Origin of the sequence: Marinihelvus fidelis (assembly GCF_008725655.1) — a bacterium.
In the GTDB taxonomy this organism is placed as follows: domain Bacteria; phylum Pseudomonadota; class Gammaproteobacteria; order Xanthomonadales; family SZUA-36; genus Marinihelvus; species Marinihelvus fidelis.
Map to the genome: position 1 here is coordinate 300602 of NZ_VYXP01000005.1, position 24866 is coordinate 325467.

The 24866-nt window shown below is 65.8% G+C and carries 23 protein-coding genes; 11 read left to right on the forward strand and 12 right to left on the reverse strand.

The features are described 5' to 3' along the window. The first annotated feature begins 69 nt into the window (after positions 1–69). Genes cmoA through F3N42_RS09315 form a run of 7 tightly spaced genes read left to right on the forward strand, consistent with a single transcriptional unit; the run spans position 70 to position 6943 of the window. Positions 70–807: a carboxy-S-adenosyl-L-methionine synthase CmoA gene (cmoA, locus tag F3N42_RS09285; protein WP_150864150.1), complete on the forward strand. Its 738-nt coding sequence runs from the start codon at positions 70–72 to the stop codon at positions 805–807. Next, the gene (gene cmoB / locus F3N42_RS09290; RefSeq protein WP_150864151.1) at positions 804–1826 is read left to right on the forward strand and encodes a tRNA 5-methoxyuridine(34)/uridine 5-oxyacetic acid(34) synthase CmoB; all 1023 of its coding nucleotides are present in this window, start codon (positions 804–806) and stop codon (positions 1824–1826) included. Before cmoA ends, cmoB begins: the two co-directional genes overlap by 4 nt. Beyond that, on the forward strand, positions 1819–2529 hold the full coding sequence (locus F3N42_RS09295; RefSeq protein ID WP_150864152.1) for an ABC transporter ATP-binding protein: 711 nt from the start codon (positions 1819–1821) through the stop codon (positions 2527–2529). The genes cmoB and F3N42_RS09295 overlap by 8 nt, the downstream gene beginning before the upstream one ends. After that, complete coding sequence (locus F3N42_RS09300) at positions 2522–3475, forward strand: HlyD family secretion protein (RefSeq protein WP_150864153.1); 954 nt, start codon at positions 2522–2524, stop codon at positions 3473–3475. Before F3N42_RS09295 ends, F3N42_RS09300 begins: the two co-directional genes overlap by 8 nt. Then, positions 3475–4506, forward strand: coding sequence for an HlyD family secretion protein (locus tag F3N42_RS09305; RefSeq protein WP_150864154.1), 1032 nt, complete (start codon positions 3475–3477; stop codon positions 4504–4506). Before F3N42_RS09300 ends, F3N42_RS09305 begins: the two co-directional genes overlap by 1 nt. Next, the gene (locus F3N42_RS09310; protein WP_150864155.1) at positions 4503–5696 is read left to right on the forward strand and encodes an efflux RND transporter periplasmic adaptor subunit; all 1194 of its coding nucleotides are present in this window, start codon (positions 4503–4505) and stop codon (positions 5694–5696) included. The genes F3N42_RS09305 and F3N42_RS09310 overlap by 4 nt, the downstream gene beginning before the upstream one ends. Next, on the forward strand, positions 5693–6943 hold the full coding sequence (locus F3N42_RS09315; RefSeq protein WP_150864156.1) for an ABC transporter permease: 1251 nt from the start codon (positions 5693–5695) through the stop codon (positions 6941–6943). Before F3N42_RS09310 ends, F3N42_RS09315 begins: the two co-directional genes overlap by 4 nt. A 189-nt stretch (positions 6944–7132) precedes the next feature. Here F3N42_RS09315 and F3N42_RS09320 read toward each other — a convergent pair whose 3' ends face one another. From F3N42_RS09320 to F3N42_RS09340, 5 genes are read right to left on the reverse strand one after another with little or no spacing between them, the layout of a single operon-like run. After that, positions 7133–7714, reverse strand: a complete 582-nt coding sequence (locus F3N42_RS09320; RefSeq protein ID WP_150864157.1) for an LOG family protein — start codon at positions 7712–7714, stop codon at positions 7133–7135. 28 nt (positions 7715–7742) lie between these two features. Next, on the reverse strand, positions 7743–9092 hold the full coding sequence (locus F3N42_RS09325; RefSeq protein WP_150864158.1) for an amidohydrolase family protein: 1350 nt from the start codon (positions 9090–9092) through the stop codon (positions 7743–7745). Positions 9093–9132: 40 nt separating this feature from the next. Next, the gene (locus F3N42_RS09330; protein ID WP_150864159.1) at positions 9133–10131 is read right to left on the reverse strand and encodes a DUF2333 family protein; all 999 of its coding nucleotides are present in this window, start codon (positions 10129–10131) and stop codon (positions 9133–9135) included. Positions 10132–10186: 55 nt separating this feature from the next. Continuing rightward, the gene (locus F3N42_RS09335; RefSeq protein ID WP_191621329.1) at positions 10187–10792 is read right to left on the reverse strand and encodes a DUF3379 family protein; all 606 of its coding nucleotides are present in this window, start codon (positions 10790–10792) and stop codon (positions 10187–10189) included. Beyond that, positions 10779–11378 carry a sigma-70 family RNA polymerase sigma factor gene (locus F3N42_RS09340; RefSeq protein ID WP_318190950.1) on the reverse strand — a complete coding sequence of 200 codons (600 nt, stop codon included), beginning with the start codon at positions 11376–11378 and terminating at the stop codon, positions 10779–10781. The genes F3N42_RS09335 and F3N42_RS09340 overlap by 14 nt, the downstream gene beginning before the upstream one ends. 148 nt (positions 11379–11526) lie before the next feature. Here F3N42_RS09340 and F3N42_RS09345 point away from each other — a divergent pair, with 148 nt between their 5' ends. Both F3N42_RS09345 and F3N42_RS09350 read left to right on the forward strand, forming a co-directional pair. After that, a complete protein-coding gene (locus tag F3N42_RS09345) occupies positions 11527–12186 on the forward strand; it encodes a protein-L-isoaspartate O-methyltransferase family protein (protein ID WP_150864162.1) in 660 nt (219 codons plus the stop codon). Positions 12187–12203: 17 nt separating this feature from the next. Then, on the forward strand, positions 12204–13553 hold the full coding sequence (locus F3N42_RS09350; protein ID WP_191621330.1) for a TolC family outer membrane protein: 1350 nt from the start codon (positions 12204–12206) through the stop codon (positions 13551–13553). 159 nt (positions 13554–13712) lie between these two features. On the opposite strand, the gene waaA is transcribed toward F3N42_RS09350, so the two are convergent. Then, the gene (waaA, locus tag F3N42_RS09355; RefSeq protein WP_150864164.1) at positions 13713–14984 is read right to left on the reverse strand and encodes a lipid IV(A) 3-deoxy-D-manno-octulosonic acid transferase; all 1272 of its coding nucleotides are present in this window, start codon (positions 14982–14984) and stop codon (positions 13713–13715) included. An 85-nt stretch (positions 14985–15069) separates the two neighbouring features. On the opposite strand from waaA, the gene F3N42_RS09360 reads away from it, so the two are divergent. Continuing rightward, positions 15070–16023 carry an LpxL/LpxP family acyltransferase gene (locus tag F3N42_RS09360; RefSeq protein WP_191621331.1) on the forward strand — a complete coding sequence of 318 codons (954 nt, stop codon included), beginning with the start codon at positions 15070–15072 and terminating at the stop codon, positions 16021–16023. Here F3N42_RS09360 and F3N42_RS09365 read toward each other — a convergent pair. From F3N42_RS09365 to F3N42_RS09390, 6 genes are all read right to left on the reverse strand, one after another. Further along, the gene (locus F3N42_RS09365; protein WP_150864166.1) at positions 15996–17279 is read right to left on the reverse strand and encodes an O-antigen ligase family protein; all 1284 of its coding nucleotides are present in this window, start codon (positions 17277–17279) and stop codon (positions 15996–15998) included. The two genes, F3N42_RS09360 and F3N42_RS09365, sit on opposite strands and share 28 nt — an antisense overlap. A gap of 33 nt (positions 17280–17312) precedes the next feature. Continuing rightward, positions 17313–17522 carry a zinc-finger domain-containing protein gene (locus tag F3N42_RS09370; protein ID WP_224784833.1) on the reverse strand — a complete coding sequence of 70 codons (210 nt, stop codon included), beginning with the start codon at positions 17520–17522 and terminating at the stop codon, positions 17313–17315. Positions 17523–17563: 41 nt separating this feature from the next. Further along, positions 17564–20215, reverse strand: coding sequence for a bifunctional [glutamate--ammonia ligase]-adenylyl-L-tyrosine phosphorylase/[glutamate--ammonia-ligase] adenylyltransferase (gene glnE / locus F3N42_RS09375; RefSeq protein WP_150864167.1), 2652 nt, complete (start codon positions 20213–20215; stop codon positions 17564–17566). Positions 20216–20482: 267 nt separating this feature from the next. After that, positions 20483–21115, reverse strand: coding sequence for a TorF family putative porin (locus F3N42_RS09380; RefSeq protein ID WP_150864168.1), 633 nt, complete (start codon positions 21113–21115; stop codon positions 20483–20485). A gap of 223 nt (positions 21116–21338) precedes the next feature. Continuing rightward, positions 21339–22211 carry a sulfotransferase family protein gene (locus tag F3N42_RS09385; protein ID WP_150864169.1) on the reverse strand — a complete coding sequence of 291 codons (873 nt, stop codon included), beginning with the start codon at positions 22209–22211 and terminating at the stop codon, positions 21339–21341. A 102-nt stretch (positions 22212–22313) separates the two neighbouring features. After that, on the reverse strand, positions 22314–24482 hold the full coding sequence (locus F3N42_RS09390) for a V-type H(+)-translocating pyrophosphatase (RefSeq protein ID WP_150864170.1): 2169 nt from the start codon (positions 24480–24482) through the stop codon (positions 22314–22316). 74 nt (positions 24483–24556) lie between these two features. On the opposite strand from F3N42_RS09390, the gene F3N42_RS15760 reads away from it, so the two are divergent. After that, a complete protein-coding gene (locus tag F3N42_RS15760) occupies positions 24557–24865 on the forward strand; it encodes a type II toxin-antitoxin system VapB family antitoxin (RefSeq protein WP_224784834.1) in 309 nt (102 codons plus the stop codon). Position 24866: the final 1 nt, after the last annotated feature.

A 24866-nucleotide genomic window follows, 5' to 3' on the forward strand; every position in this document is an offset into this window, starting at 1 on the left:
GGTGATTTCTCCGATATCCACAGTATCAGAGCCCGGGCCCCGGACGAAGCGCCAGAAGTCACGAAACCCATGAGCGAAAAAGACACCCTGTTCCAGCGCCAGCCGGCCGGCAGCGGCTCGTTCCGGTTCGATGAACGCGTGGTCGAGGTCTTCCCCGACATGATCGACCGCTCGGTGCCCGGCTATTCGCTGATCGTGCCGATGATCGGGCAGCTCAGCCGCCGCTTCGCCCAGCCGGGTACGGTGATTCACGACCTGGGTGCGTCCCTGGGTGCGGTGACCTTCGTCATGCGCCAGGCCCTGGCCGGGCGCGACGTGCGCATCGTCGCCACCGACACCTCGGCGGCGATGGTGGAACGATTCAGGGCCCTGCTGGACCAGGACGCTGCCGATGACCGGGCCGTGCCCGTCGACGTCGTTCATGGGGATATCCGCGAGACCGCGTTCGAAAACGTCTCCATGGCGGTGCTGAACTTCACGTTGCAGTTCGTGCCGGTCGAGGAGCGTGGTGGACTGCTTGCTCGCATCGCCGCCGGCATGAACCCCGGTGGCGCGCTGGTGCTGTCGGAAAAGCTTCGCTTCGAAGACGACGCCGAGCAGGCCCGGCAGACGGACTGGCATCACGACTACAAGCGACTGAACGGCTATTCGGAACTGGAAATCGCCCGCAAGCGCGCCGCACTGGAGCGGGTGCTGTTGCCCGAAACCCGTGCGGAGCACGAGGCGCGCCTGTTTGACGCCGGTTTCAGCCGCGTGACGCGCTGGTTCCAGTGCTTCGGCTTCTGCAGCTTCCTGGCAGAAAAGTGAGCGACGTCTACGCGGCACTGGCGCCCGCGCTGGCGGGCAGTACGGTCACGGGCGCGGCGAGCCTGTCAGCGCTGGCCGAGCACGAACTGGCGACGCTGGGGCACGGCGACCTGCCCCGCTGGCAGCAGGCCCTGGCGGCACTGCCCGCGGTAGTAACCCGGTCAGAACTGGACCATGGTGCCCCACGCCTGGGCGCACCGGCCGACGACCCGGGAGCCCTGCGCGACACGCTGATGCGCCTGCACCCCTGGCGCAAGGGCCCGTTGTGCCTGGGTGGCGTCGAGATCGATACCGAGTGGCGTTCGGACTTCAAGTGGGACCGCGTGGCACCGCACCTGGACCTCGACGGCCATACCGTGCTCGACGTCGGTTGCGGCAACGGCTATTTCGGCTGGCGCATGCTGGGCGCGGGCGCGAAATGCGTGGTCGGTATCGACCCGACACCGCTGTTCGTCATGCAGTGGCGGGCGCAGGCGCATTTTGCCGGGAACCTTCCGAACTTTGTGTTGCCTCTGAAAGATACGCAGTTGCCCTGCGACCTGGCGGGATTCGATACCGTCTGTTCCATGGGGGTGCTGTACCATCGCCGTGACCCGGCCGATCACCTGGCCCGGTTGATGGCCTGCCTGCGCCCCGGTGGCACGTTGCTGCTGGAGACGCTGGTGCTGGACCAGCCCGGTGAAGCGGTGATGGTGCCGGAGGGGCGATACGCGCGCATGCGCAATGTCTGGGGGGTGCCGACACCGGGAAACCTGGCCGGGCAACTCGAACAGGCCGGGTTCATTGACGTCGAGTGCGTCGACCTGGCCCGGACCACGGTGGCGGAGCAGCGCAGCACGGACTGGATGCGGTTCGAATCGCTTCCGGAGTGCCTGGACCCGGACGACCCGTCACTGACGGTCGAGGGTCACCCGGCGCCGGTCCGCGCGGTGATGCGGGCAAAAAGGGAACAGGGAGAACGCGCGGCTGTGGGCCGGAGGCAACCGGGCCGCGCAGAACAGACGACAAAGAATGATTGAATTGAAACAGTTGCGCCGCGTCTACCATGTCGGCGGCCAGACCATTAATGCGCTGGATGGCGTCGACCTGGATATCGGCGAGGGCGAGTTCGTGTCCATCATGGGCCGCTCGGGTTCCGGTAAATCCACGCTGCTGAACATGCTGGGCTGCATGGACCGCCCCGACGACGGCATCTATCGCCTGGATGACAAGGCCGTCAGCGAGATGAATGACGACGAGCTGTCAGCCTTCCGCAACGAGTACATTGGCTTCATCTTCCAGAGTTTTCACCTGTTGCCGCGCCTGACCACGCTGGAAAATGTGCTGCTTCCGCGTCGCTATCACCAGGACGGCGCCCGGCCGCAGGATGACGAACGCGCCCGCGCCCTGCTCGACCGCGTCGACCTGGGCAGCCGCCTGGATCACAAGCCCAATGAGCTGTCCGGCGGCCAGCGCCAGCGCGTCGCCATCGCCCGGGCCCTGATCAACCAGCCGCGGCTGCTGTTGGCGGATGAGCCCACCGGTAACCTGGACAGCCGCACTTCGGACGCCATCATGGACCTGCTGCAGGAGCTCAACCGCGACGGCCAGACCATTGTCATGGTGACCCACGAACCTGAAATCGCCGACTTCGCCCAGCGCCAGGTGATGATGATGGACGGCAATATCATCAGTGAAACCGGCAACGGCGCGACCGGAATGCGCGAGGCTGGCCATGCGTAGAGCTGCCATCCTTGGATTGGTGGCCAGCCTGGCCATGCCCGCCGCCTTTGCCGGCGAAGCGCCACCGCCCATGCTCACCGGCGAGGTTTATTCCCGCCAGGCCCAGGCCGTGATCGTGCCCATGACCACCAACTGGCGCGCCAGCATCAGCACCATGGCGCCCGAGGGCAGCCAGGTGCAAGCCGGCGATATCGTGGTCGAGTTCGACGGCACCGAGGCGGCCCGCCAGCTGGAGACCCAGGAAGAGACCGCGCGCACCGAGCAGGCCATGACGGAACGCGAAATCGCCCAGCTGGAGAAGTCCCTGGCCCAGGCGCGGTTCCAGTTTGAGCAGGCGCAGGTCACGCTGGACCTGGCCACCCTGAAGGCCGAAATCCCCGAGGGCGTGCTGGGCGCCATCGAGTACGCCGAGAACCAGCTGGCCTTCGAGGAAGCCACGAAAGCCCTTGAAAACGCCCGCCAGGCCTTCGCCGACGCGCGCAAGAGCCTGGATGACCGGGTCAAACAGGCCGAACTGGACGAGCGCAAGCTGCTGGTGCAGGCCGAGTGGTGGACCCAGATGCTGGAGAGTTTCCAGGTCCGCGCCAACCAGTCCGGTTACGTGATTTACGGGATTCATCCGTGGACGCGGACCAAGTTCCAGGAAGGCGACCAGGTGCAGACCAGTTTCCACGTGGCCCAGGTGGCCGATACGGCCGACCTGGCGGTCAAGGTGTGGATCAACGGCGTCGACCGGCCCCGCGTTGCCGCCGGCGACACCGTGACCATCCGCCTGGACGCGTTGCCTGACAGGGCGTTCCAGGGTCGTATCGAATCCGTGTCCGAGAGCAGCTCCAATCGCCAGGAGTGGGGCTGGGCGGATTATTTCGAGGCGGAAGTGGTGTTCGACGACAAGGGTGTGGACGACCTGTTGCCGGGTATGAGCGCGCTGGTGGAGGTGCTTTGATGCGACGTGATGAGACGACATTCTGGGCATCCGTGTTGGCGGCGACCCTGGTCGTGGGCCTGGCGGGCTGCGGCGGTGGCGCGGAAACCGTGGCCGAAACGGACAGCGAAGACCGCAACGTGGTTCGCGTGACCGGCGAACTGCAGTCCGGCAACTCGCATTTCTACGGCCCGCCGTCGATCGACGATATCTGGAACTACACCATCGCCTACATGGCACCCGACGGCGAACCGGTTGGCGCCGACCAGCCCATCCTGCGCTTCGACACCCAGGAGCTGATGATCAAGCTGCGGGACAAGAACAACGCGCTCAACGAGAAACGCAAGGAGCTCGACAAGGCCGGCATCGTCGCCCGCGAGACCCTGGCGGAGCTAAGCCTGGCCGTGGAAGAGGCCAAGGCCAACCTGGACAAGGCCCGCCTGAAAGCCGACATCCCGGCCAACCTGCTGGCCGCGCGCGACTACCAGGAAAACCAGCTGATGCTGAAGAACGCCGAGCTCAACCTGGCGTTGCGCCGGGAAGAACTGGACAAGGAGCGCATCATCCAGGACACCGAGGTGCGGATCCTGGAGCGCGAAGTGGCCGTCCGGCGCTCCGAGGTCGAGCGGCTGCAGGCCTCCATCGGCCGCATGACCATCAGTTCGCCGGCCGCGGGCGTGGTGATCCACGTGCGCGATCGCCGCAACAACAAGATGGCCGTCGGCGATAACGTCTGGGGCGGCCGGCGCGTGCTCGAGTTCCCCGACCTGGAGCAGCTCGAGGCGCATATCGAGATTCCCGAACGCGAGTCGGCCCGCATCCGCCAGGGCCAACAGGTCCGCTTCACCATGGACGCGGCACCCGACCGGGTGTTCCTGGGCGAGATCGTCGAGCTGGCCTCGGTGATTCACACGCGCTCCAGCAACCAGCCTGACAAGGTGTTCGACGCGCTGGTGAAACTGGAAGACCCCGACCCCGACCTGATGCGGCCGGGCATGAATATCAACGCCGAGATCGTGACCGGCCCGGCCAGCGGAGCCAGCGGCACATGATGAAACGAATACCGGCCTGGGTCCTGGCCGTGGCGCTCGCCGGCTGCGGCGGCACCGGCGACGACGTCGAAACCTTCCGCGTGGACAGCAGCGAGTTCGCCATTTCGCTGATCACCAAGGGTGAGTTGAAGGCGGCCGAGTCGACCCCCATCACGCCACCGCCCGGCAGCCGTGCGCCGCGCACCATCCGCTGGCTCGCGCCGAATTTCAGCTGGGTCAACGAGGGCGACGTGGTAGCGAGTTTCGATGTCACCGACGCCGAGCGCCAGGCCAGCACGGCGGGGCTCGAGATCAACAAGGTCGACCTGCAGGTGGTTGGCAAGCAGCGCGAACTCGATCGCCAGCTGTCGGAACTGGGCAACGACCTGGAACTGGTCGATATCGAGAAAATCATGGCCGACCAGTTCGTGGTCGACAATGAACTCGCCTATTCGCGCTTCGAAATCATCGACGCCATGCGTGACAAGGTGCTGCTGGACTACAAGAGCGGCCACCTGGAAGGCAAGCGGGAGAATTACAGTGACCGCCAGGGCGCCGAGGTGGCCGTGCTGGCGGCACAGCGCGCCACGCAGGAATCGAAGTTTGATGAGCAGCAGTCGTTGCTGGACAACAACGAGGTCCGCGCCCCGCACGCTGGCTACTTCGTGCTCGAGCAGTCCTGGTTTGGCCAGACGGTCGACATTGGCAGCACCGTGTTCGCCGGCAACAAGTTCGCCAGCATTCCCAACCTGGGCATGATGGAAGCTGAACTGCACGTGCTGGAGGCCGAGGCCGTCAGCCTGGCCCCGGGCCAGGTCGCCGAAATCGTCATCGATGCCTACCCGGACCGGCCACTGACCGGCCGGGTGAAGTCGATCAGTGCGACTGCGGCGCCCATCGAGCGGGATAACCCGGTCAAGTACTTCACCGTCGCCGTGACGCTGGACCAGTCCGACCCGGAATGGATCAAGCCCGGCGCGATTGTTTCCGCCGTCGTCCAGATCGACCGCGTCGAGTCCGCCATCGCGGTGCCCAACCAGGCGCTTTACCGCGAAGATGGCAACGACTGGGTGATGGTGCGCGAGGGCGGCAAGCTGGTGCGCCGTGACGTCCGGCTGGGCCTGCGTGGCCCGAACCGCTCACAGGTGGTCGAGGGCCTGGCACCCGGTGACGAGATCGCGCTGTTCCTGCCCGGCGAGGTGGACGCATGAAGTGGGCAGAAGGCCTGAGCCTGGAATCATTCCGTCACGCGCTGGCGCAGCTGCGCCAGCACAAGCTGCGCACCTCGCTGACCCTGCTGGGCATGGTCTTCGGCGTCGGCGCCGTCATCGCCATGTTGAGCATCGGCGAAGGCGCGCAGCAGGAAGCCATGCGCCTGATTGAGTCCATGGGCCTGCGCAACCTGCTGGTGCAGAATCGCGACCTGGACTACGACACCCTGCTGGAGGTGCGCGAGAAGAGCGTGGGGCTGTCGCGCAGCGATGTGCGCGCCATGCAGCAGACCCTGCCCAGCGTCGAGGATGTCAGCGAGGAAAAGCGCATCAAGACCTGGGCGCTGTTCAGCTTCGAGGCCCCCAGCGAGGCCCAGGTGCTGGCGGCCACGCCGTCGTACTTTGACCTGGCCAGCCTGGATATCGCCTCGGGCCGCGCCTTCGATGAAGAAGACAACCGCCTGTTCCGACCGGTGGCCGTGCTGGGGGCGCAGGCCGCCCGCGACCTGTTTCCATCCGGTGAGCCGCTGGGCAAGCGAATCAAGGTCAACCACCTGTGGCTGGAAGTCATCGGCGTGCTCGCCGACCGTGACCTGAGCAAAGACGAGTTCCAGGGCGTTCGCCTGGGCGGTGACCGCAACCGAGTATTCCTGCCGCTGGAAACCGCCTACAAACGCCTGAAGTTCGAGCCGCTGGAAAGCGAGCTCGACTCGATCCGCCTGCGCCTGGCCGAAGGCGCCAGCCCGCAACGCACCGCGCAGACGGTCAACCACCTGCTCGCGCGGCGCCACAGTGGCCAGAACGACTACGAGCTGGTGGTGCCCGCCGCGCTACTGAAACAGCAGCAGCAGACCCAGCAGATCTTCACCATCGTCATGTCGGCGATCGCCGGGATTTCGCTGCTGGTGGGCGGCATCGGCATCATGAACATCATGCTCGCCACGGTGCTGGAGCGGACCCGGGAAATCGGCCTGCTACGCGCCATCGGCGCCCGCAAGGTCGATATCCAGCAGCAGTTCCTGATGGAGTCCGCCACCGTGGCGGCGATCGGCGCCGTCATCGGGATCTTCTTCGGGCTGGTGCTGGCCTTCGCCATCCAGCAGTTTGCCGGCTGGCCGGCGGCCTGGTCGCCGTTCGCCATCGTGCTCTCGGTGACCATCTGCCTGGTCACGGGCATCGTATTCGGGTGGTATCCGGCGAAGCAGGCGGCGGACCTGGATCCCATCAAGGCGCTGCACGCGGAGTAGCCGCTCCGGGCGAGCGGGAGGCTTTTACCAATCCCCGGACACGCTGTGAATACATCCCTGTACGCTCATCGGCGGCATCCCTGCCGCCGATGGTCCGGGGCTTGGCAAAAGCCCCCCACTCCGGAACGCTCTTCGCGTCACGCGTCACGCGTCACGCGTCACGCGTCACGCGTCACGCGTCACGCGTCACTACGTCTCGTCCTGGGTGATCCATTTGCGGATTTGCGGGGCGCGGTAGGTGGCGAAGCGGTCCAATAGGCGGACGGGGTCTTCTTCCAGGGTGAGGATGTCGCGGTAGACCGGGCGGACGAATTCTTCGTCGATGGCGTGATCGAGGAAGCGGAACAGGCCGTCGTAGTAGCCGGCGACGTTGAGCAGGCCGCAGGGCTTGTCGTGGAAGCCCAGCTGGGCCCAGGTCAGGATTTCGAAGATTTCCTCGATGGTGCCCCAGCCGCCGGGCAGCGCCACGAAACCGTCGGAGACGTCCGCCATCATCGCCTTGCGCTCGTGCATGGACTCGACCACGTGCTGCTCGGTGAGCGCCGGGTGGGCCACTTCCTTGATAAACAGTGCGCGCGGGATGATGCCAATGGCCTCGCCGCCGGCGGCCAGTACCGTGTCAGCGATGGCGCCCATGACGCCCACGCTGGCGCCGCCGTAGACCAGGCCGATGCCGCGTTCCACCAGGGTCTCGCCCAGCTGGCGGGCGGCGTCGATGTAAGCCGGGTCGCGGCCCGGGCTGGAGCCGCAGTAGACGCAGATTCGCTTCATTGGGTCATTCCCTGCATGTCGACGGGACCTAGAGTCCGCGCGCGCGGACGACGGCCAGCATCTGGTCCAGCCGTTCGCGATCAAGCCACTGTCCTGCGCGGGCCACACCCAGGACGTTGGCGACCTGGCCGACGTCGTCCAGCGGGTTGCCGCCCAGCAGGACCAGGTCGGCGCGCTCTCCGACGGCGACATCGCCGCTGTCCGGCTGGCCCAGGTGGTCGGCCACGGCGCCGGTGCCGGAGAACAGTGCGGCACGCGGGCTGATGCCGGCGTCGACCATGTAAACCAGTTCCTGGGCCACCGAATAGCCCGGCACGTTCATGATTTGCGGCGCATCCGAGCCCAGCAGGATCACCACCCCGGCCCGCTCCATGGCCGCCAGCAAAGCCCGGCGTGCGGCCAGGAAGGCTTCGCGGTCGGCCTGGTCGGCGCGGCCGCGGATATCGGTGACCGAGCCGGTCCAGCGCGCCAGCAGTTCCGGGCTGAGCATGTCCATGCCCGTGCGGGCCGTCAGTGCATCCGGCGGTTCGGTGCCGGTAGTCGTTTCGAACAGGCTCTGCGTGGGCACCACGGCGACACCCGCGCGCGCCGTGCGTTCGGCCAGTTCATCGGCCAGGGACGGGTCCATCGCCGCGCCCAGGTTCAGGCCGAACCATTCCGGGGCCACGCCGGCCAGTGGAGAGCCCTCGGGCACCATGGCCTCGGCGTAGGCGTCCAGGTGGTCGATGCTGTCCATGCCGGCGTCGAGCGCCGCGTCCAGGCCGGTGGCGTAGGACACGTGGCCGGCCACGGGGATGTCGACCTCGTCGGCGGCCGCCATGATGGCCAGGAACTCTTCGCGGCTGAGCCCGGGGTGGATCTTCAGCAGGTCGTAGCCGGCTGCGGCCTGCTCGCGCACCATCGCCGCGCCCTGTTCGGGTGAGCTGACGCTGTTGCCGTTGAACGACGGCCCGCTGGTGACGAGGGTGGGGCCCAGGCGCTCGCCGCTGGCCAACTGCTCGCGCAGCTCCAGGTGCCAGGGCTGGCCGAGCATGCCGCGGATGGTGGTCACGCCGTTGGCCAGGAACAGGGACAGTACGTCGTTGACATGGTCGTCGCCGCGCTCGCGCGGTGGCACATGCGCGTGCATCTCGGCCAGGCCGGGAATCAACCAGCCCCCCTGCCCGTCGACGACCCGGGCACCGCCGGCATCAAACTCACCCGCCGGCACGATCGCGGCAATCCGCTCGCCGGTCACCCGCACCGCCTGCCCGGTGACGACTTCACCGCTACGCGGGTCGACAACATTAACCGGCGCCAGCCACCAACTCTCCGCGGCCCCCGCTCCCGGAAAGCCCAGCACCACCAATACCAGCAACACACTTAGCCGAACCGTCATAAGCTCCTCCCGTCACGCGTCACGCGTCACGCGTCACGCGTCACCCGTCACTGAGCAGGAAACGCAGGTCGATAATTGCCGCGTTCGCGCGGGCCACGTAATTCGCCATCACCAGTGAGTGATTGGCCAGCGCGCCGAACTTGCTGCCGTTCAGCACCATCGGCGAGCGCAGCGGCGCCTGGGTGGCTTCCAGCTCGCGGATGATCTGGCGGAAGCTGACCAGCGCGTTTTTCTTGCGCAGCACGTCTTCGAAGTCGTGCTCCATGGCTTTGAGGAAATGAATCAGCGCCCAGGTCGAGCCGCGTGTCTCATAGAAGACATCGTCAATCTCGAGCCAGGGCGTCTTCACGGTCACCTCTTCCGGCGCGCCGGTGGACTGGCGCGCGCCGGTGTCGCCGGCCAGGTCGGTGTTCAGGCGGTGCTGGCCGGTGCTGGCCGACAGGCGCTGAGACAGCGAGCCCAGGCGTTTTTCGACAATGGCCAGCCAGTCGGCCAGGTTGTCGGCGCGGGCATAGAACTGTGCGTCGGGCTGGGACGGGTCGGCCAGGCGCTCCAGGTACGCCTCCAGGTAGGCATTGGCCTTGCGGTAGCGGCCCTCGGTCGCCGGTGGGAACCAGCGCGCGTGGTCGTAATGCAGCATCGGGTCGGCTTCGGCCAGGTCCGGGTCCTCGGTGGACTGGGTCTGCGAGCGGCTCAGGTCGTTGCGCATCACCCGCGCCAGGTCACGCACCTGGGTCAGGGCGCCGAACTCCCAGTTGGGCATGTTATCCAGGAACACCCACGGCGGCATGATGTCGTTCGACATCCAGCCGCCACGCTTGGTCAGCATGACGTTGACCACTTCGACCAGGGTGGCGGTCGTCGCAAAACCGGTGACCGGCTGGTGGCCGTGTGTCTCGGCGTGGCGGCGGGCGGTGTCGAGCGGGTCGAACGCGGGTGGCTCTTCGTTGTACCACCACATGCCGAACAGGGTGACGAGGATGGCAATCCCGATAATGACCAGCGTGGTGAGCTGGGTCCGGCGACTGGGCATGTGCATTGAGGGGGCTCCGCGGTTGAGCGATCAGCGCGCCAACCTTATCAGATTCGGTGGCTCACGCACCCGTGCCGGAGGGCACCAGGCCGTCACGCAACCATGCGCCGACGACCACGTCCATGCCGGCGTCCGGGCCGATAATGGCGGCCGTGCCCGAGCGCAGCGCGACGATGTCGGCCGTAACTTCATCAAAGGCGAGTTGCCGTGGTGCCTCGACGACCATTTCCGGGATCACGATAACGGTGACCGGCCCGGTGTCGGTCTGCACGACCATGTGCGCGCCGCGGCCCTTCGGCGTGGGGCAGAACTTCACCAGGGTCACCCGACTGGCCAGCTCCGCCGAGGCCTCCAGGTTGAACCGGCCGAGGACGTCCGCCAGTGCCCGCGGGTCGACGCCAGCGTCGCCGGCACGGGCGAGCACGGTGGCGCCGTCATGACGGTAGTGGGCCAGGATGTACTCCTCCAGCGACGGCGCGGGCCGGCTGGCCTGCCAGGCGATGACCCCGACAGACAGCATGACCAGCACGCTGGCGGCGATGGCCCAGCCACGCCGGGCCGGCGGCGCCTGGCCGGCCGTGTCGGCGGGCGGCAGCAGGCTGTCCACCAGGGTGTCATCCACCGGCAGCTTCAGTGCGGCTTCCAGCCGTTGCTCAAATTGATCCATTGCCTTCACCATCTTCTTCCAGCCGGTCGGCCAGCAATCCGCGGGCCCGGAACAGGCGGGTCATTACCGCGCTGCGGCTGATCTCCAGCTCGGTCGCGATCTCCTCGCAACTCATGCCGATGACGACCTGCATCACCAACGGTTCGCGGTAGTTTGCCGGCAGCGCGAGTATCCGCTGGCGCAGTTGCTGTCGCTCCACGCGCTCCTGCGGCGTGGCGGCGTCCCGGTCCTCTATCACCAGCGCATCGATACTCACCAGCGGCGGTACCTTGCGCTCAAACGTCCGGGCGTACTCGCGCCGCAGGATCGTGATCAGCCATGACTTTGCCGCCGCTTCATCCTTCAGGCTGTCCACGGCTCGCCATGCGCGCAGGAAGGTTTCCTGCACCAGGTCACGGGCCAGCGTCTCGTCGCGGCACAACCAGACCGCGAAACGGTACAGGTCGGCGCCATGCTGACGAGCCAGCCGATCGAAGTCCGCGCGTTTACGGGCCACCCTTCTCATGACCGGTATTATCGCCGTTTGATTGCAAAACACAGCCCCGGAAGGGGAAAATAGGCGATTCCGGTAACTTTTCCCGCCCACCGGGCGTCCAATAGCTAACGCGTGACCTATGGCACTTCAGCCAGGGTGGGCAGGGCTTCATTCTCGTCCTTGCCGAGCCCCGGTGGAGGTCGTAACCTAAACGGTTGCCCCGGCCAGACGGGGTTGGCCACAGGAGTGATGGTGAATCATGACCATGAATTTTGAACAGGCCCGCCATAACATGGTGGAGCAACAGGTACGGACCTGGGAAGTGCTCGACGCCGAAGTGTTGGGCCTGCTGGGCGATATCCGTCGCGAGGATTTCGTCCCCGTCCGCTACCGCAAACTGGCGTTTGCCGACCTGAACATCCCGCTGGGGCACGACCAGGTCATGATGAAGCCCATCGTCGAAGGCCGCCTGTTGCAGGCCGCCGAGATCGGCGCCGACGACACGGTGCTGGAAATCGGTACCGGCAGCGGTTTCGTCACCGCCTGCCTGGCCCGCCTGGCCAAGTCCGTGGTCAGCGTCGACATCATCGAGGAGTTCACCCAGGGTGCCGGCCGCCGGTTGGCGGAAAACGGTATCGACAACGTGGAACTGTTCACCGGTGATGCACTCCAAGGCTGGCAACCCGAGCAGGCCCACGACGTGGTCGTGGTCACCGGTTCCGTTCCCGAAGTGCCGGAGCACTTCCGCGGCTGGGTCAACCCCGGCGGCCGGATGTTCGTCATCTCCGGTGAGTCGCCCGCCATGGAGGCGCGCGTGTTGCGCCGGCTGGGCGCGACTGAATGGGCCGAGGAAAGCCTTTTCGAAACCGATTTACCGCCGCTGGTCGGCGCAGAAACCAAGCCCGAATTCGAATTCTGAAGCACCTGGAGTCAGACATGCCGAAATCCCTACTCACCTGCGCCATCGTGGCCGCGGGTTTCACCCTCGCCGCCCCGGCGCACGCGGTTGACCTGATCGGCGTGCATGACCTGGCCATGGAAAACGATCCCATCCTGCAGGCCGCCAGCTACCGCCGCGATGCGACCGGAGAGAACGAGCGCCAGGCCTGGGCCAACCTGCTGCCCAACCTGGGCGGTTCCGCCGGAATGACCCGCGGTGACAGCGAAACCTCCATCGCCGGCGATCGCGTGTCCGACACCGACGTCGACAACGAGAGCTGGGGACTGAGCCTGCAGCAGGTACTGTACGACCAGTCCAACTACGAGCGCCTGGACCTGGCGCGCGGCCAGGTGAGCCAGTCCGAGGCCATTTACCAGCAGGCCTACCAGAACTTCCTGGTGCGGGTCTCGCAATCCTACTTCAGCGTGCTCACGGCCAGCGACCAGGTGGTCTTTGCCGAGGCCGAGGAACGCGCGCTGCAGCGCCAGTTCGAGCAGGCCGAACAGCGCTTCGAAGTGGGCCTGACGGCCATTACCGATGTGCATGAATCCCGTGCCAGCTACGATAACGCCCGCGCCCGCGCCATCGTCGCCCGCAACCGCCTGGCGGACGCGCGTGAAGGCCTGCGAGAGCTCACCGGGCAGTACTTCGAGGAAGTCGACCCGCTGCAGGAAGAACTGCCGCTGGTGAATCCGGACCCGAACAGCTCCGAGGAATGGGCGCAGATCGCACTGCAGTCCAATCCGTCGATCATCGCCTCGCAGTACGGTGTTGAAATCGCCGATGCCAATGCCCGCCTGCAGCGGTCAGGGCACTTCCCGACCCTGGGCCTGGAAGCCGGCTACAGCAACTTCACCAACAACAACTACGTGCTGTTTGATGATTTCCAGAACCCGATCGGCAACGTTGACCTGGAAAACACCGATTTCACCTATGGCCTGCGCCTGACGGTGCCCATCTACCAGGGCGGCGCGGTCAGCTCGCGGACCCGCCAGGCACGTTACGAACTGAACGCCACCCAGGAAGACCTGGACCAGCAGCAGCGCGCGGTGCTGCGTGACACGCGTAACGCGTATCGCGCCGTGATCGCCGGCATCGAGCAGGTGCAGGCGTTCAACCAGGCGCTGGTGTCGGCGCAGAGCGCGCTGGAAGCCACCCAGGCCGGTTTCGAAGTGGGTACGCGTACCATCGTCGATGTGCTGCTCGCGCAGCAGCGCTACTACGGCGCCCAGGGTGACAACTCGCTGGCGCGCCATGACTACATCCTCAGTCACCTGCAGCTGAAGGCGGCGGGGGGCATGCTCTCTCGCGAGGACCTGGCGGCGGTTAACACGATCCTCGACTGAGGCGTCAAAGCGGGACCGGGGTGGTTACGTCAACCCCGGACTCGCTCAAGTACATCCCTGTATCGCTCATCGGCGGCATCCTTGCCGCCGAAGGTCCGGGGTTGACGTAACCACCCCGGTCCGTGACGCTCATTCGCGTCACGCGTCACGCGTCACGCGTCACGCGTCACGCGTCACCCAGCCGTCGATGGCGTTCATGGTTTTGGTGAGGGCGCCGCGGCCGTTTTCGACCAGGCGCAGTGCGGCCTGGCCCATGCGGTCGCGGGCGGCGGCGTCGGCGAACAGGCGGATGGCGGCATCGGCGATGTCGTTGCGGCCTGCCACGCGTTCCGCGGCGCCGGCGGCGAGCAGCTGGCTGGCGATTTCCTTGACGTTGTCGGTATGCGGGCCGATCAGCAGCGGTTTGCCCAGGGCGGCGGGCTCCAGCAGGTTGTGGCCACCGACGGGTTCGATGGTGCCTCCGACGAAGGTGATGTCGGCGGCGGCGTAGTAATTTCCCAGTTCACCCATGGTATCGACCACCAGGCACTGGCAGTCGGCCGGGGGTACGCGGCCGTCGCTGCGCAGGCACACTCGCAGGCCATACTCGCGCAGGGCCTCGGCCACCCGGCCGAACCGCTCCGGGTGGCGCGGTGCGACCACCAACAGGGCATCGGCCCGTGATTTGAGCAGCCGCTGGAAGGCCTCGACCAGTTCGGCCTCGTCACTCTCGTGGGTGCTGCCGGCCACCAGCACGGGACGGCCGACGCCCCAGGCGCTCTTCAGCATATCGCCTGTCTCCGCCAGGCTGGCGGACACCTCGATGTCGAACTTCAGGTTGCCGGTGACGGTGACCCGCTCTGCGATGGCGCCGCAGTCGACGAAGCGCTCCGCGTCGGCTTCAGATTGCGCAAGTACCGCGTCGGCGCTGCGCAGGGCCGGTGCAATCAACCCGCGCAGGCGCCGGTAGCCGCGCTGCGACGACGCCGTCATCCGGGCGTTGACCAACGCCAGCGGTACGGTCCTGCTGTCCGCGACCCGGTACAGGTTCGGCCAGATCTCGGTTTCCAGCACCAGGAACAGGCGTGGCTGCAGTCGCGCCAGCAGCCGGCCGCCCAGAGCGGGCAGGTCGATGGGCAGGTACTGGTGCGCAACCTTGTCGCCAAACAGTTCGCGGACGCGGGCCGAGCCGGTTGGCGTGATCGTGGTGATGGTCAGCGGGATGTCCGGATAACGCTGCAGCAGCGCGGACACCAGTGGGCTGGCGGCGTTCACTTCGCCCAGCGAGGCGGCGTGGACGATGATGCCGCCGCCAGGTACGTCGACGGTGATGGCTCCCAGGCGCTCGTTCCAGCGCTGCCAGTAACGGTGATCACGGAACCCGCGCACGCCGAAGTACGCCAGCAGGACCGGCGTCGCCAGGATCATGGCAAGCGAATACAGGAATCGCATCGAAGGCTCCTCGAACGGGCCATCGCAGTATATCAGGGCGACGCGTGGGGCTTGGAAGGCGGGCCGGGGTTCGGGACAATGGGCCATGGACGATCTCCCGCGCGCCCCCGCACCACCTCGCCCCGGATTCTCCCCGCGCAACTGGGGTGGCTGGCTGGTTGTCGGCATCTACTGGTTCCTGGGGCACCTGCCCCGGCCGGTTGGCCGCGCGCTGGTCGCGCCGCTGGGCCCGCTGCTGTACCGGCTCATGTCGTCGCGCCGCCGAATCGCCGAGCGCAACATCGCCCTGTGCCTGCCTGAACTGAATGCCGATGAGCGCGAGCGTATGGTGAAGGCCTGCTTCGGCTCGCTGGCCCGCATGCTGCCGGAGATGGCCTGGTGCTGGGCGGGCCCGGCGCAGGACATGGCGTCAATCTGTCGAATCAGTGAGCCCGCGAAACAACATGTCCAGGCTGCCCTGGCCGAGGACCGCGGTGTGCTCGTGGTCACCGCGCACGTGACCTGCCTGGAAGTCGGCGCCCGCGCGCTGGGTGAGCTGTTCCCTGGCCACGGCGTCTACAGGCCCCTGAACAACGAGGTCATCGAGTGGTACCAGAACCGCGGCCGGGCCTGGTATGCCAGCAGCATGATCAGCAAACGCGATATCCGCTCACTGGTACGGGTGCTGCGGGCTGGCGGTTTTGCCTGGTATGCCGCCGACCAGGATTTTGGGCCGCAGCAGAGTGTTTTTGCGCCCTTCTTCGGTGTCGAAGCCGCGACCCTGCTGGCTACCCACCGTTTGCCGCGCCTGACCGGCTGCCGGGTGCTGGCGATGTTGCCACGCTACCTGCCGGACGAAGGCATCTACGAAATCGACGTGTCACCGGTGTTCGAGGATTTTCCCAGCGACGATCCGGTGGCCGACCTGGCCCGCGTCAACGCGGTGCTGGAAGCGCAGGTGCGCAAGGCGCCGGAGCAATACTGGTGGATTCATCGCCGCTTCAAGACACGGCCCGGGGGCCAGCCCGACATCTACGGCGACGACGCGCGCGAGTCCTGAGCGACCGCGCTCCGGCCCGTCCGCGGATCAACCACGGCGAAAAACAGTCCCGCCACGAACCAGGTCAAGGTCGAGATATAGGTACCGAAGGCGGCGAAATGCGAGTTCAGCGGGAAGTAGATCAAAAACAGCGCCAGTGCGAACGGCAGGGCCTCGCGTCGTTGCCCGGCCGGCAGCGCGCGCCAGAACACGACACCCAGAACGTACAGGCCCAGTAACCCCAGCAGTCCTATCGTGCCGGCATCCGCCATGTATTCCAGCACAAAGTTGTGCGGGTGCCTGGCGCCAATATTCTCGCCTTCCGGGTTGATGTTCGGGTCATCGGCCTCCGCATAGTCGAAATAGGCCACGGGGTAGCCGCGCACGCCCACGCCGTTGACCGGGTGGTCGCGGTACATTTCCAGTGCGTGGCGGAAAATCGGCGCGCGGTTTGACGTGGCCACGGCGATGGCGGTGTCGGTCTGCTCGGCAGCCAGCAGGCTGTCGGCGATGCGGGCCTGGAAGATCGGCGAGGCGAACCACGCCGTGAGCACGGCGGCGGCGCCCAGGGCCGGCATGGCCGCCAGCAGCCGCCACTTGCCGGGCCGATTGGAGCGCAGCAGCACCAGGGCGTAGACCATCGTCAGCGCGAACATCATGACCCAGCCGGCGCGCATTCCGGCGATCAGCACGGCGCCCAGGATCAGCCCATAGGCCAGCGGCCAGGTCCAGGCCGGCCAGCGTCGGCGTACGTACTCCAGCGCCAGCGGCGACAGCATGGCCAGCACCGGGCCGTAGAACTGGAATTTGCGGAAGAACAGCGCGTTCAGGCGGTCCTCGTGCATCGGGATGCCGAACACGTCGTAGCCCAGGAACAATTGCACGAAGCCATCGAACGCCCAGAACAGCAGGATCAGCGCCGTCCACTTCAGGAAGGTCCAGCGAATATGCGGTGGATGCAGCAGCACCGCGATGCTGATGGCCGCGGCCAGGAAGCGCAACGCGCCCAGGCTCTGGGCCCAGCTCTTGGCCGCGGTGACCGAGTCGAAGCTGGACAGCAGCATCGGCAGCCAGAAGCAGGCGAACACGGGCACGATCACGCGGGCGATGGCCCGGGTCCGTTCGCGGTAACGGGCGGAACGCCAGAGCCAGGGCAGCATAAAGGCGAAGGCGATGATCGGCACTTCCGAAAACCGCCGGATGGGCAGGCAGACGACGAACAGGATCGCCAGCCACGCCGGCCATTCGTCGGCGAACCTGCGCAGGAGGGTGTTCACGGGTTCAGGCGGGCCGGCGGCGGGCGCCGGCAATCAGTCGACCAGCCGGTACCGGGCGCTGCAGTAAGGGCAGAGGGCCTCGCCGGTTGCTTCGATGGGCAGGTACACGCGCGGATGGGAATTCCACAGCTTCTGCTCCGGTGTCGGGCAAGACAGGGGCAGGTCGGCCCGGCTCACTTCGTAGACCGTCTCGGCGTTGGCCACGGCCAGGTTGTCGTTGTTGGCATCCGTGAGATGGACCACGGTGAAATCTCCCGATCATCGAAGCGCCTATTCTAACCCGTTCAAGACGTTGTCGCCGAGTCCCCGGCAAGGATTCGCTCGCAGATCTCCGCCGTCGCCGAGGTGTCCGGCAGCACGGCGACGTCTCCCCGACGTCCCAGCGCACGGGCATGCCGCGCGGCGTTCAGCCGGTCGCGTGCCCGGCGCAGGGTGCTGGCGTCGACCGGATCCAGCCAGCCGGTCTCACCCAGCGCGGCCAGCAGGTCGTCGCTGCCATGATGATCGAGGATCTGCGGGTGCTCATGCGCCATCAGCAGGGTGCCCAGCTGGACCACGAAGTCGATGTCCACCAGCCCGCCAGGTGCATGCTTGGCCGTGTCTTCGGCGTTGATCTCGGCGCGCATGCGTACGCGCATATCGGCGACCTCGCGGTGTGTCTGGTCAGGGTCACGGGGGCGCGCCAGCGCCTGGCGGCGAACGTCTTCAAACAACTGCGCCACCTGCGTGTCGCCGGCCACGGCGCGGGCGCGAACCAGCGCCTGCAGTTCCCAGGTCCAGGCGCTGTCCAGCTGGTAGCGGCGGAAGGCGTTGCCGGAAGAGACCAGCAGGCCGGCGCGGCCGTTCGGGCGCAGGCGCGTGTCGACGTCGTACAACCGCCCGGCCGGTGACAGCGTCGTCGTCAGTGCCAGCATGCGCCGGGTCAGGCGCGTGTACCAGGTCTCCGCGGCCAGCGGCCGCTCGCCGTCAGTCTGTCCACCGCCCTCGCCATACAGGAACACCAGGTCCAGGTCCGAACCATAGGACATGGCGTGGCCACCCAGGCTGCCATAGGCGATCACCGCCAGTCCTGGCGGGGGCGGCTCGCCGTGGCGCTCGCGCATGTAGCGCCGGGCCACATCCAGGGTGCCGCTCACCAGCACCTCGGCCAGTTCGCTCAGGCGGCGCTGCGTGGCCTCGGCGTCCAGTTCGCCCTGGATTTCGGCCACGGCCACGCGAAGGGTCTGGGCCTGGCGCAGGTAGTTCAGGGCATTGACCGCGGATTCGGTGTCCTCGGCGCCCTCCAGCACGCGCGCCAGGCCGGCTTCGAGATCCTTCGTGCCCGGCAACAGCGAACCCAGCGCCGGGTCGATCAACTCGTCCAGCAATGCGGGGTGACGGGTCACTGACTGCGCCATCTGCGGGCTGTTGCTGAACAGCGAAAGCATGCGGTCCAGCGCGCCGGGGTTCTGCACCAGCAGTGCCAGGTAGGCGCTGCGGCGGCTGATGGCCAGCACCAGCTGGAACACGTCGTTGATGACGCGATCGTCCGGTGCCACGGATTGCAGGCGCTCGACCAGCAGCGGCATGAACTGGTCCAGGCGCGCGCCGGCGCGGTGGCTGTGGGCCTGTCGCGCCAGCCGGTCGCGGAAACCGGCAACCGCCTCGGGCCAGGTATCGGCCAGTGCGTCCAGTGCCTCGGACCAGCCGGTGACCACGTCACCGGCCTTCTCAGCCGGGTTCCTGGGGAAGCTGTCCTCGAGCGCGCCGCTGACATGCGCGCGGGTCTGCGCCAGGGCGTCCAGCAAACCAGCGCTGTCGTCGAAGCCGCTGGCCAGCGCCACGCGCTCCAGGTCCTCGCCTTCGGGCAGCGTGTGGGTCTGCTGGTCATGCAGCGCCTGGATGGCGTTCTCCACCCGGCGCAGGAATCGGTAGTCGCGGCGCAGGGCGTCGGTGCGCGATTTCGGCATGGCGCCGAGTTCGTCGATGGCGTCGAGCGCGGCCAAAAGACTGCGTGTCTGCAGGGATGGTTCGCGGCCGCCGCGCAGCAGCTGCACGCACTGCACCAGGAACTCGACTTCGCGAATGCCGCCGGGCCCGCGCTTGACGTCGTTTTCGCGACCGGCCCGTGCGGCGTCGGCGCGGATCATGCCGAGCATGTCGCGCAGCGCTTCCACCGAGCCGTAATCGACGTAGCGGCGGTAAACAAAAGGCCGCAGCGTGTGCAGCAACTCGTTGCCGGCCGCCAGGTCGCCGGCCACCGGCCGGGCCTTGATCAGGGCGTAGCGCTCCCAGTCACGACCCTCTCTCTGGTAGTACTGTTCCATGGCGCCAAAACTGCAGACCAGCGGCCCCGATTCGCCGAACGGCCGCAACCGCGTGTCTACGCGGAAACAGAAACCATCCTCGGTCATCTCCGACAGGCTGCGAATGACGGCGCGCACCAGGCGGGTAAAAAACGATTCGGCCGACAGGCCGCGCTTGCCGTCACACTCGCCGGCCTGTTCGTAGGCGAAAATCAGGTCGATATCCGATGACAGGTTGAGCTCGCCACCGCCCAGTTTGCCCAGTCCAAGCGTCACCAGGCGTAAATTTTTTCCATCGGCCGAAACGGGTTTTCCGAAGCGATTTTCGAGCGCTTCATGATGGTGCGCGATGGCGACGTCCAGGCACAGGTCCGCCAGCTCGCTGAGATCCTTCATGGTCTGGTCGAGCGTGGCCGTGGCCGTGATCTCGCGCCAGGTGATGCGCAGCATTTCGCGGTTGCGGAACTGCCGCAGCCCGGCATCCAGGCCTTGTGCCGCCACGGTTTCTTCGAGCGTCTGCCGGTTTGGCGGCAGGTCTTCGCGCAGCCGTCCCTGTTGTTCCAGGGTCTCCAGCCAGCCCGGGTTGTGCGTCACCAGCCGATCCAGGAACGGACTGCAGCGGCGCGCAAGTTTGGTGCGTTGTTCGTCCATCAATCGAGTATACCTACATGGCCGGAAAGGTCGTGCTGGCGCGGTTTTCAGGCTTATTATCGCGACACGGTGACAGGGATGTTACAAAAAAGGTGCAATCTTCAACGGGATGCGCTACTTTTGTGCGCAAGACGCCGTTAATGAGCGTCGCACAGGCTTTTACCGGGGGGGCATAAAAAGAAGCCCCGGGGGGGCCGGGGCTTAATGGTCAGACCTTATGTTAGCGCTGGTAGGCTCAATACCGGCAAGGTCTGGTTGGAGAACGTATTACAGGTCGAACGACTTGCTCAGGGTCAACAACAGGTTCGTGTCGGAGTCCCCGCCAAGCAGAGTCGAGTCGCTGTAGATACCTACCAGTGCGTAGTCCAGCAGGTCGTAGTCATTGACGGTCAGCGTGTTGCCGTAGCCAACCTCGTAATAGCTGCCGTCGAAGTCGTCTTCGAAGGTGCCTACCGTTCCGTAGAAACCACCAAATTCGGCCGTCAGGGAGTAGAACTGGTAATCCAGGTCACCCTGTCCGAAATTATCGTAGGTGCCGATCGCCGCGTCAAAGGTCAAAAAGGCATACCCGGCGCTCAGGTTGATTTCCTTGTAATCGTCGTCAAAGTCACCGGTGTAGGTGTACCACGTACCACCGGCGCTGAAAGAGAAGTCGCCGACATCGAAGCCGTAACCGCCGTAGAAGTCGACTTCCAGGCCGTCACCAACGTCGGCGCCCCAGGTGCCTGCGTAGAAGCCGCCGGCTTCCATGTCGAGGCCACCGAACGCTGACGAGGTTTTCTGCGGAATACCGCGGAAAATGTATTCACTGTTCCAGCCCAGGTTGGCGGAAAAGTCCACGGCCAGCGCCGCGGGTGTGACGGCCAGTATACCCAGGCCCAAAATCAGCTTCTTGTACATCGGTGACTCCTCATCTCTAAAGGGTGCCCATGGCGGGCGTTAATAATTCTTCTTGCCCCTATAGATGCAGGAATCGGGCCAAACTTTAAACTGTTTATAAATCAATCACTAATCAGTGACGACCTCCGTTCGGCACGGTATGGGTGCGTCATCGTGGCGCACGCGTGCCCCGTTTTGGTTCGTGTTCTCGGCTTGCTATCAACCCGTGGCCCGATGGCCGGGCTCAGCGGGCCTGGAGTAAGGACTGCGCACGACTGAGCCATCGATCGGCGGGGGTGCCAAACTGGTCGGCGAGAAACGTGAGCATATCGAGGTACTGGGCGCTGAGCGCCTTTTCAAGGCGAGCCGGAATGCGGTCATAGCCGCCGGAATTGATGGTCACTCCCGTCGGCGACAGGGTGCGCGGCAATGGTGATGGGTCCAATCCGAGGAACTGGCATACGCCGGCGAGAAAATCGCCTGGTGAGGCCTTGAGTTCGTCGTAGAACCGGACATGCAACTGGTCTGCAGGAAAGGCGCTTTGCCAGCGCCGCAGCATGCCCGGGTAATCGCCACGACGTCGGCTGCCACGGCCGCTGAAGTGCGCGAGGAAGGCCTCGTCGCTGACATCACTCACAGCGCGTCCTGCGAAGCGACACAGGTTCATGACTGCGTGGGACCAGGCGCGCTCAACCGGATTTCTCAGTATCAGCAGAATCCGGGCTTGAGGGGCCAACCGGGCCACGTGGCTGATGCGCCCTGGCGACATAGCGGAGTAGGCCGGCGTGAATTCACCGGCCAAGCGCTCTCGTCCCGGCTCGAACAGACGAACGTACCACTGGTCGTTACGCTCGCCGAAGAAGTAATGCCTGCCCCAGGCCAGGTCGCCCGGCTGGCGGTGATGGCGCAATTCGCCCAGCCATTCGGCGAAGGCGGCGCGGGTGCCGGGCTCGCCTAGCCTGGCCAGTGGGTGATGCGCGCAGCGCCGGGCTTCGCGGTCGAAGTAGTGCAGTTCCTTCACCGGCGGCAGCCAGGCGTCCGGGTGCGCGCGCAGCTGGCGGTACAGCCACGTGGTGCCCGCCTTTTGCGCGCCGATACAGATGAAGTCCGGGTTCATCCCGGCAAGGATACCTGTTAGGCAAGAAAAAACCCCGCCGGGGCGGGGTCTTTTCGACACAGGCCGGAACCCGGTCAGCCGGGCCCGGCTTTGTGTGGCTGATTAACCCAGCAGGATGCCGCCGTAGTTCACGAAGAACGGCGCGAACACCAGGCTGAGAATCGCCGACAGCTTGATCAGGATGTTCAGCGACGGGCCGGAGGTGTCCTTCAGCGGGTCACCCACCGTGTCGCCCACGACCGCGGCGTGGTGGCAGTCAGAGCCCTTGCCGCCATGGTTGCCCGCCTCGATGAACTTCTTGGCGTTATCCCAGGCGCCGCCGGAATTGGATGCACTGATGGCCAGCACACCGCCGGCGACCAGCGAACCGGCCAGGATACCGGCCACCGAGGACACACCGAACAGCCAGCCCGCGACCAGCGGGGTACCCATGATCAACACGCCCGGGGCGATCATCTCGCGCAGGGCCGCGCGGGTGGAGATATCCACACACTGGGCGTAGTTGGGGTCGCCGGTGCCTTCCATGATGCCGGGGATGGTGTGGAACTGGTGCCGCACCTCCTCGATCATCGCGAACGCCGCCTTGCCCACGGATTTCATGGTCATGGCGGTAAACAGGAACGGCAGCACCGCACCGATGAAGAGCGAGGTGTAGACCACCGGGTCCAGCAGGTCGACGCTCACGGCCGGCCGGCCTTCCGATGCCAGCAGCGAGTTGGCGGCGGTAATGAAGGCCGCGAACAGCGCCAGCGAAGTCAGGATGGCGGCGCCGATGGCGAAGCCCTTGCCGATGGCCGCCGTGGTGTTGCCGGCCGAGTCCAGGATGTCGGTGCGCTCGCGCACTTCCGGCGGCAGGCCCACCATCTCGGCGATACCGCCGGCGTTATCCGCCACCGGGCCGTAGGCATCGATGGTCAGCGCGATCACCAGCGTACCCAGCATGCCCAGCGAGGCGATGGCCACGCCATACATGCCGGCCAGTTCCCAGCTGATGAAGATGCTGGCGGCGATACACAGGTACGGCAGCACGGTGGACTTGTAGCCCAGCGCCAGGCCGTAGATGATGTTGGTGGCCACGCCCGTCTCACACGACTTGGCCACTTCCTGCACCGGCTTGTACTTCTCCGAGGTGTAGTAGCCGGTCAGTAGGCCGACGGCCAGGCCCGCCAGCAGGCCGGACAGGAAGCACCAGTACACGCCCGTGTTGGTGTACGTGTCACCGCCCGCGGCAATCTGGAAACTTTCCGGAATCAGCATGTCGGTGAAGAACCACATCACCACGGCCATCAGGCCGCTGGAGATGATCAGCAGCTTCATCAGCGCCGGCGCAACGTCATTCTCGGTCTTCACGCCCACCAGCAGCTTGGTGACCAGCGACACCGGAATGCCGACAGCCGAGATCAGGATCGGGTACAGCAGCGCGTTCGGGTCACCGGCGAAGGCGATGGCGGAAATCACCATGGCGGCGCAGGTGCTCTCTGCGCAGGAGCCGAACAGGTCGGCGCCCATGCCGGCCACGTCGCCCACGTTGTCGCCCACGTTATCGGCGATCACCGCCGGGTTGCGCGGGTCATCCTCGGGAATGCCCTTCTCGACCTTGCCCACCAGGTCGGCGCCCACATCCGCCGCCTTGGTGAAGATGCCGCCGCCCACGCGGGCGAACAGCGCGATGGTCGAGCCGCCCAGGCCGAAGCCAGCGATCACTTCCATCAACACGTGGTTGTTGTGCGCGCCGATGTCGCCCAGCGCCCAGGTCATGAACAGGTAGATCAGCACCAGGCCCAGTGTGGCCAGGCCGACCAGCGCGAAGCCCATCACCGCGCCGGAATTGATCGCCACCTTGTACGCGGCGCCGATGTCCTGCTTGGCGGATACCGTGGTGCGCGCGTTGCCCTGCGTGGCGACCTTCATGCCGATGTAGCCGGAGGCGATGGAAATGGCACCGCCGAAGAGGAAGGCGATGGCGGTGTACCAGCCGCCGACCCGGCCGGTCACCGTCGCGTGGTCGGTGTCGTACAGGCTGTAATTAATGAGCAGGCCGATCACTACGGCGAAGGCGATCATGAAAATGACCAGCACGCGGTATTCTGCTTTCAGGAACGCCATGGCGCCCCGGGCGATGGCGCCGTGGATGTATTTCAGGCGCTTGGCGTCTTCCGCTTCCAGCCCCAGGTCCAGCGGCACGCTGGTGACTTTTTTCATGTAGAAAAACGCGATGGCCAGCCCCAGCAGGGACAGTGCCGTCGTGATCCAGATGGTAATACCTGACATGTGTGTGGAACTCCCTCTATTTGGATGAGTTTTTATGAGCCGGCGGCAATGTATCACATCTGTGCGGCGCGCAAATGACGCTGCCGTGCCGCCTGCGGGATATGTCCTGCGCTGCCATGGGGTATTTGACGAAGACTTTTCACGCCGTTAAAGATGAAACCTCATTCGTACGAGCAGCAGTCGCCATGAAAGTAGCCGTGAGTATTGACGAAGACCTTCTTCAGCGCGCGCAGGTACTGACAGGAATTGAGGCGCACGCGACCTTGTTAGAAGCTGCCCTGATTGCCCTGGTCGAGCGTGAAAGTGCGAAGAGACTGGCCGCCCTGGTTGGCTCGGAGCCCGGTCTCGTCGCCGGGTCCAGGTCAGGTTCAGGGCCGGCTTGAA

Coding starts and splice junctions, on each gene's coding strand:
- F3N42_RS09320 (WP_150864157.1), bottom strand. CDS start 7,714: ATGAAGCGAATCTGCGTCTACTGCGGCTCCAGCCCGGGCCGCGACCCG.
- F3N42_RS09315 (WP_150864156.1), top strand. CDS start 5,693: ATGAAGTGGGCAGAAGGCCTGAGCCTGGAATCATTCCGTCACGCGCTG.
- F3N42_RS09330 (WP_150864159.1), bottom strand. CDS start 10,131: ATGCACATGCCCAGTCGCCGGACCCAGCTCACCACGCTGGTCATTATC.
- F3N42_RS09300 (WP_150864153.1), top strand. CDS start 2,522: ATGCGTAGAGCTGCCATCCTTGGATTGGTGGCCAGCCTGGCCATGCCC.
- F3N42_RS09380 (WP_150864168.1), bottom strand. CDS start 21,115: ATGTACAAGAAGCTGATTTTGGGCCTGGGTATACTGGCCGTCACACCC.
- F3N42_RS09385 (WP_150864169.1), bottom strand. CDS start 22,211: ATGAACCCGGACTTCATCTGTATCGGCGCGCAAAAGGCGGGCACCACG.
- glnE (WP_150864167.1), bottom strand. CDS start 20,215: ATGGACGAACAACGCACCAAACTTGCGCGCCGCTGCAGTCCGTTCCTG.
- F3N42_RS09325 (WP_150864158.1), bottom strand. CDS start 9,092: ATGACGGTTCGGCTAAGTGTGTTGCTGGTATTGGTGGTGCTGGGCTTT.
- F3N42_RS09335 (WP_191621329.1), bottom strand. CDS start 10,792: ATGGATCAATTTGAGCAACGGCTGGAAGCCGCACTGAAGCTGCCGGTG.
- F3N42_RS09360 (WP_191621331.1), top strand. CDS start 15,070: ATGGACGATCTCCCGCGCGCCCCCGCACCACCTCGCCCCGGATTCTCC.
- F3N42_RS09310 (WP_150864155.1), top strand. CDS start 4,503: ATGATGAAACGAATACCGGCCTGGGTCCTGGCCGTGGCGCTCGCCGGC.
- F3N42_RS09350 (WP_191621330.1), top strand. CDS start 12,204: ATGCCGAAATCCCTACTCACCTGCGCCATCGTGGCCGCGGGTTTCACC.
- F3N42_RS09390 (WP_150864170.1), bottom strand. CDS start 24,482: ATGTCAGGTATTACCATCTGGATCACGACGGCACTGTCCCTGCTGGGG.
- F3N42_RS15760 (WP_224784834.1), top strand. CDS start 24,557: ATGACGCTGCCGTGCCGCCTGCGGGATATGTCCTGCGCTGCCATGGGG.
- cmoA (WP_150864150.1), top strand. CDS start 70: ATGAGCGAAAAAGACACCCTGTTCCAGCGCCAGCCGGCCGGCAGCGGC.
- F3N42_RS09305 (WP_150864154.1), top strand. CDS start 3,475: ATGCGACGTGATGAGACGACATTCTGGGCATCCGTGTTGGCGGCGACC.
- F3N42_RS09345 (WP_150864162.1), top strand. CDS start 11,527: ATGACCATGAATTTTGAACAGGCCCGCCATAACATGGTGGAGCAACAG.
- waaA (WP_150864164.1), bottom strand. CDS start 14,984: ATGCGATTCCTGTATTCGCTTGCCATGATCCTGGCGACGCCGGTCCTG.
- F3N42_RS09295 (WP_150864152.1), top strand. CDS start 1,819: ATGATTGAATTGAAACAGTTGCGCCGCGTCTACCATGTCGGCGGCCAG.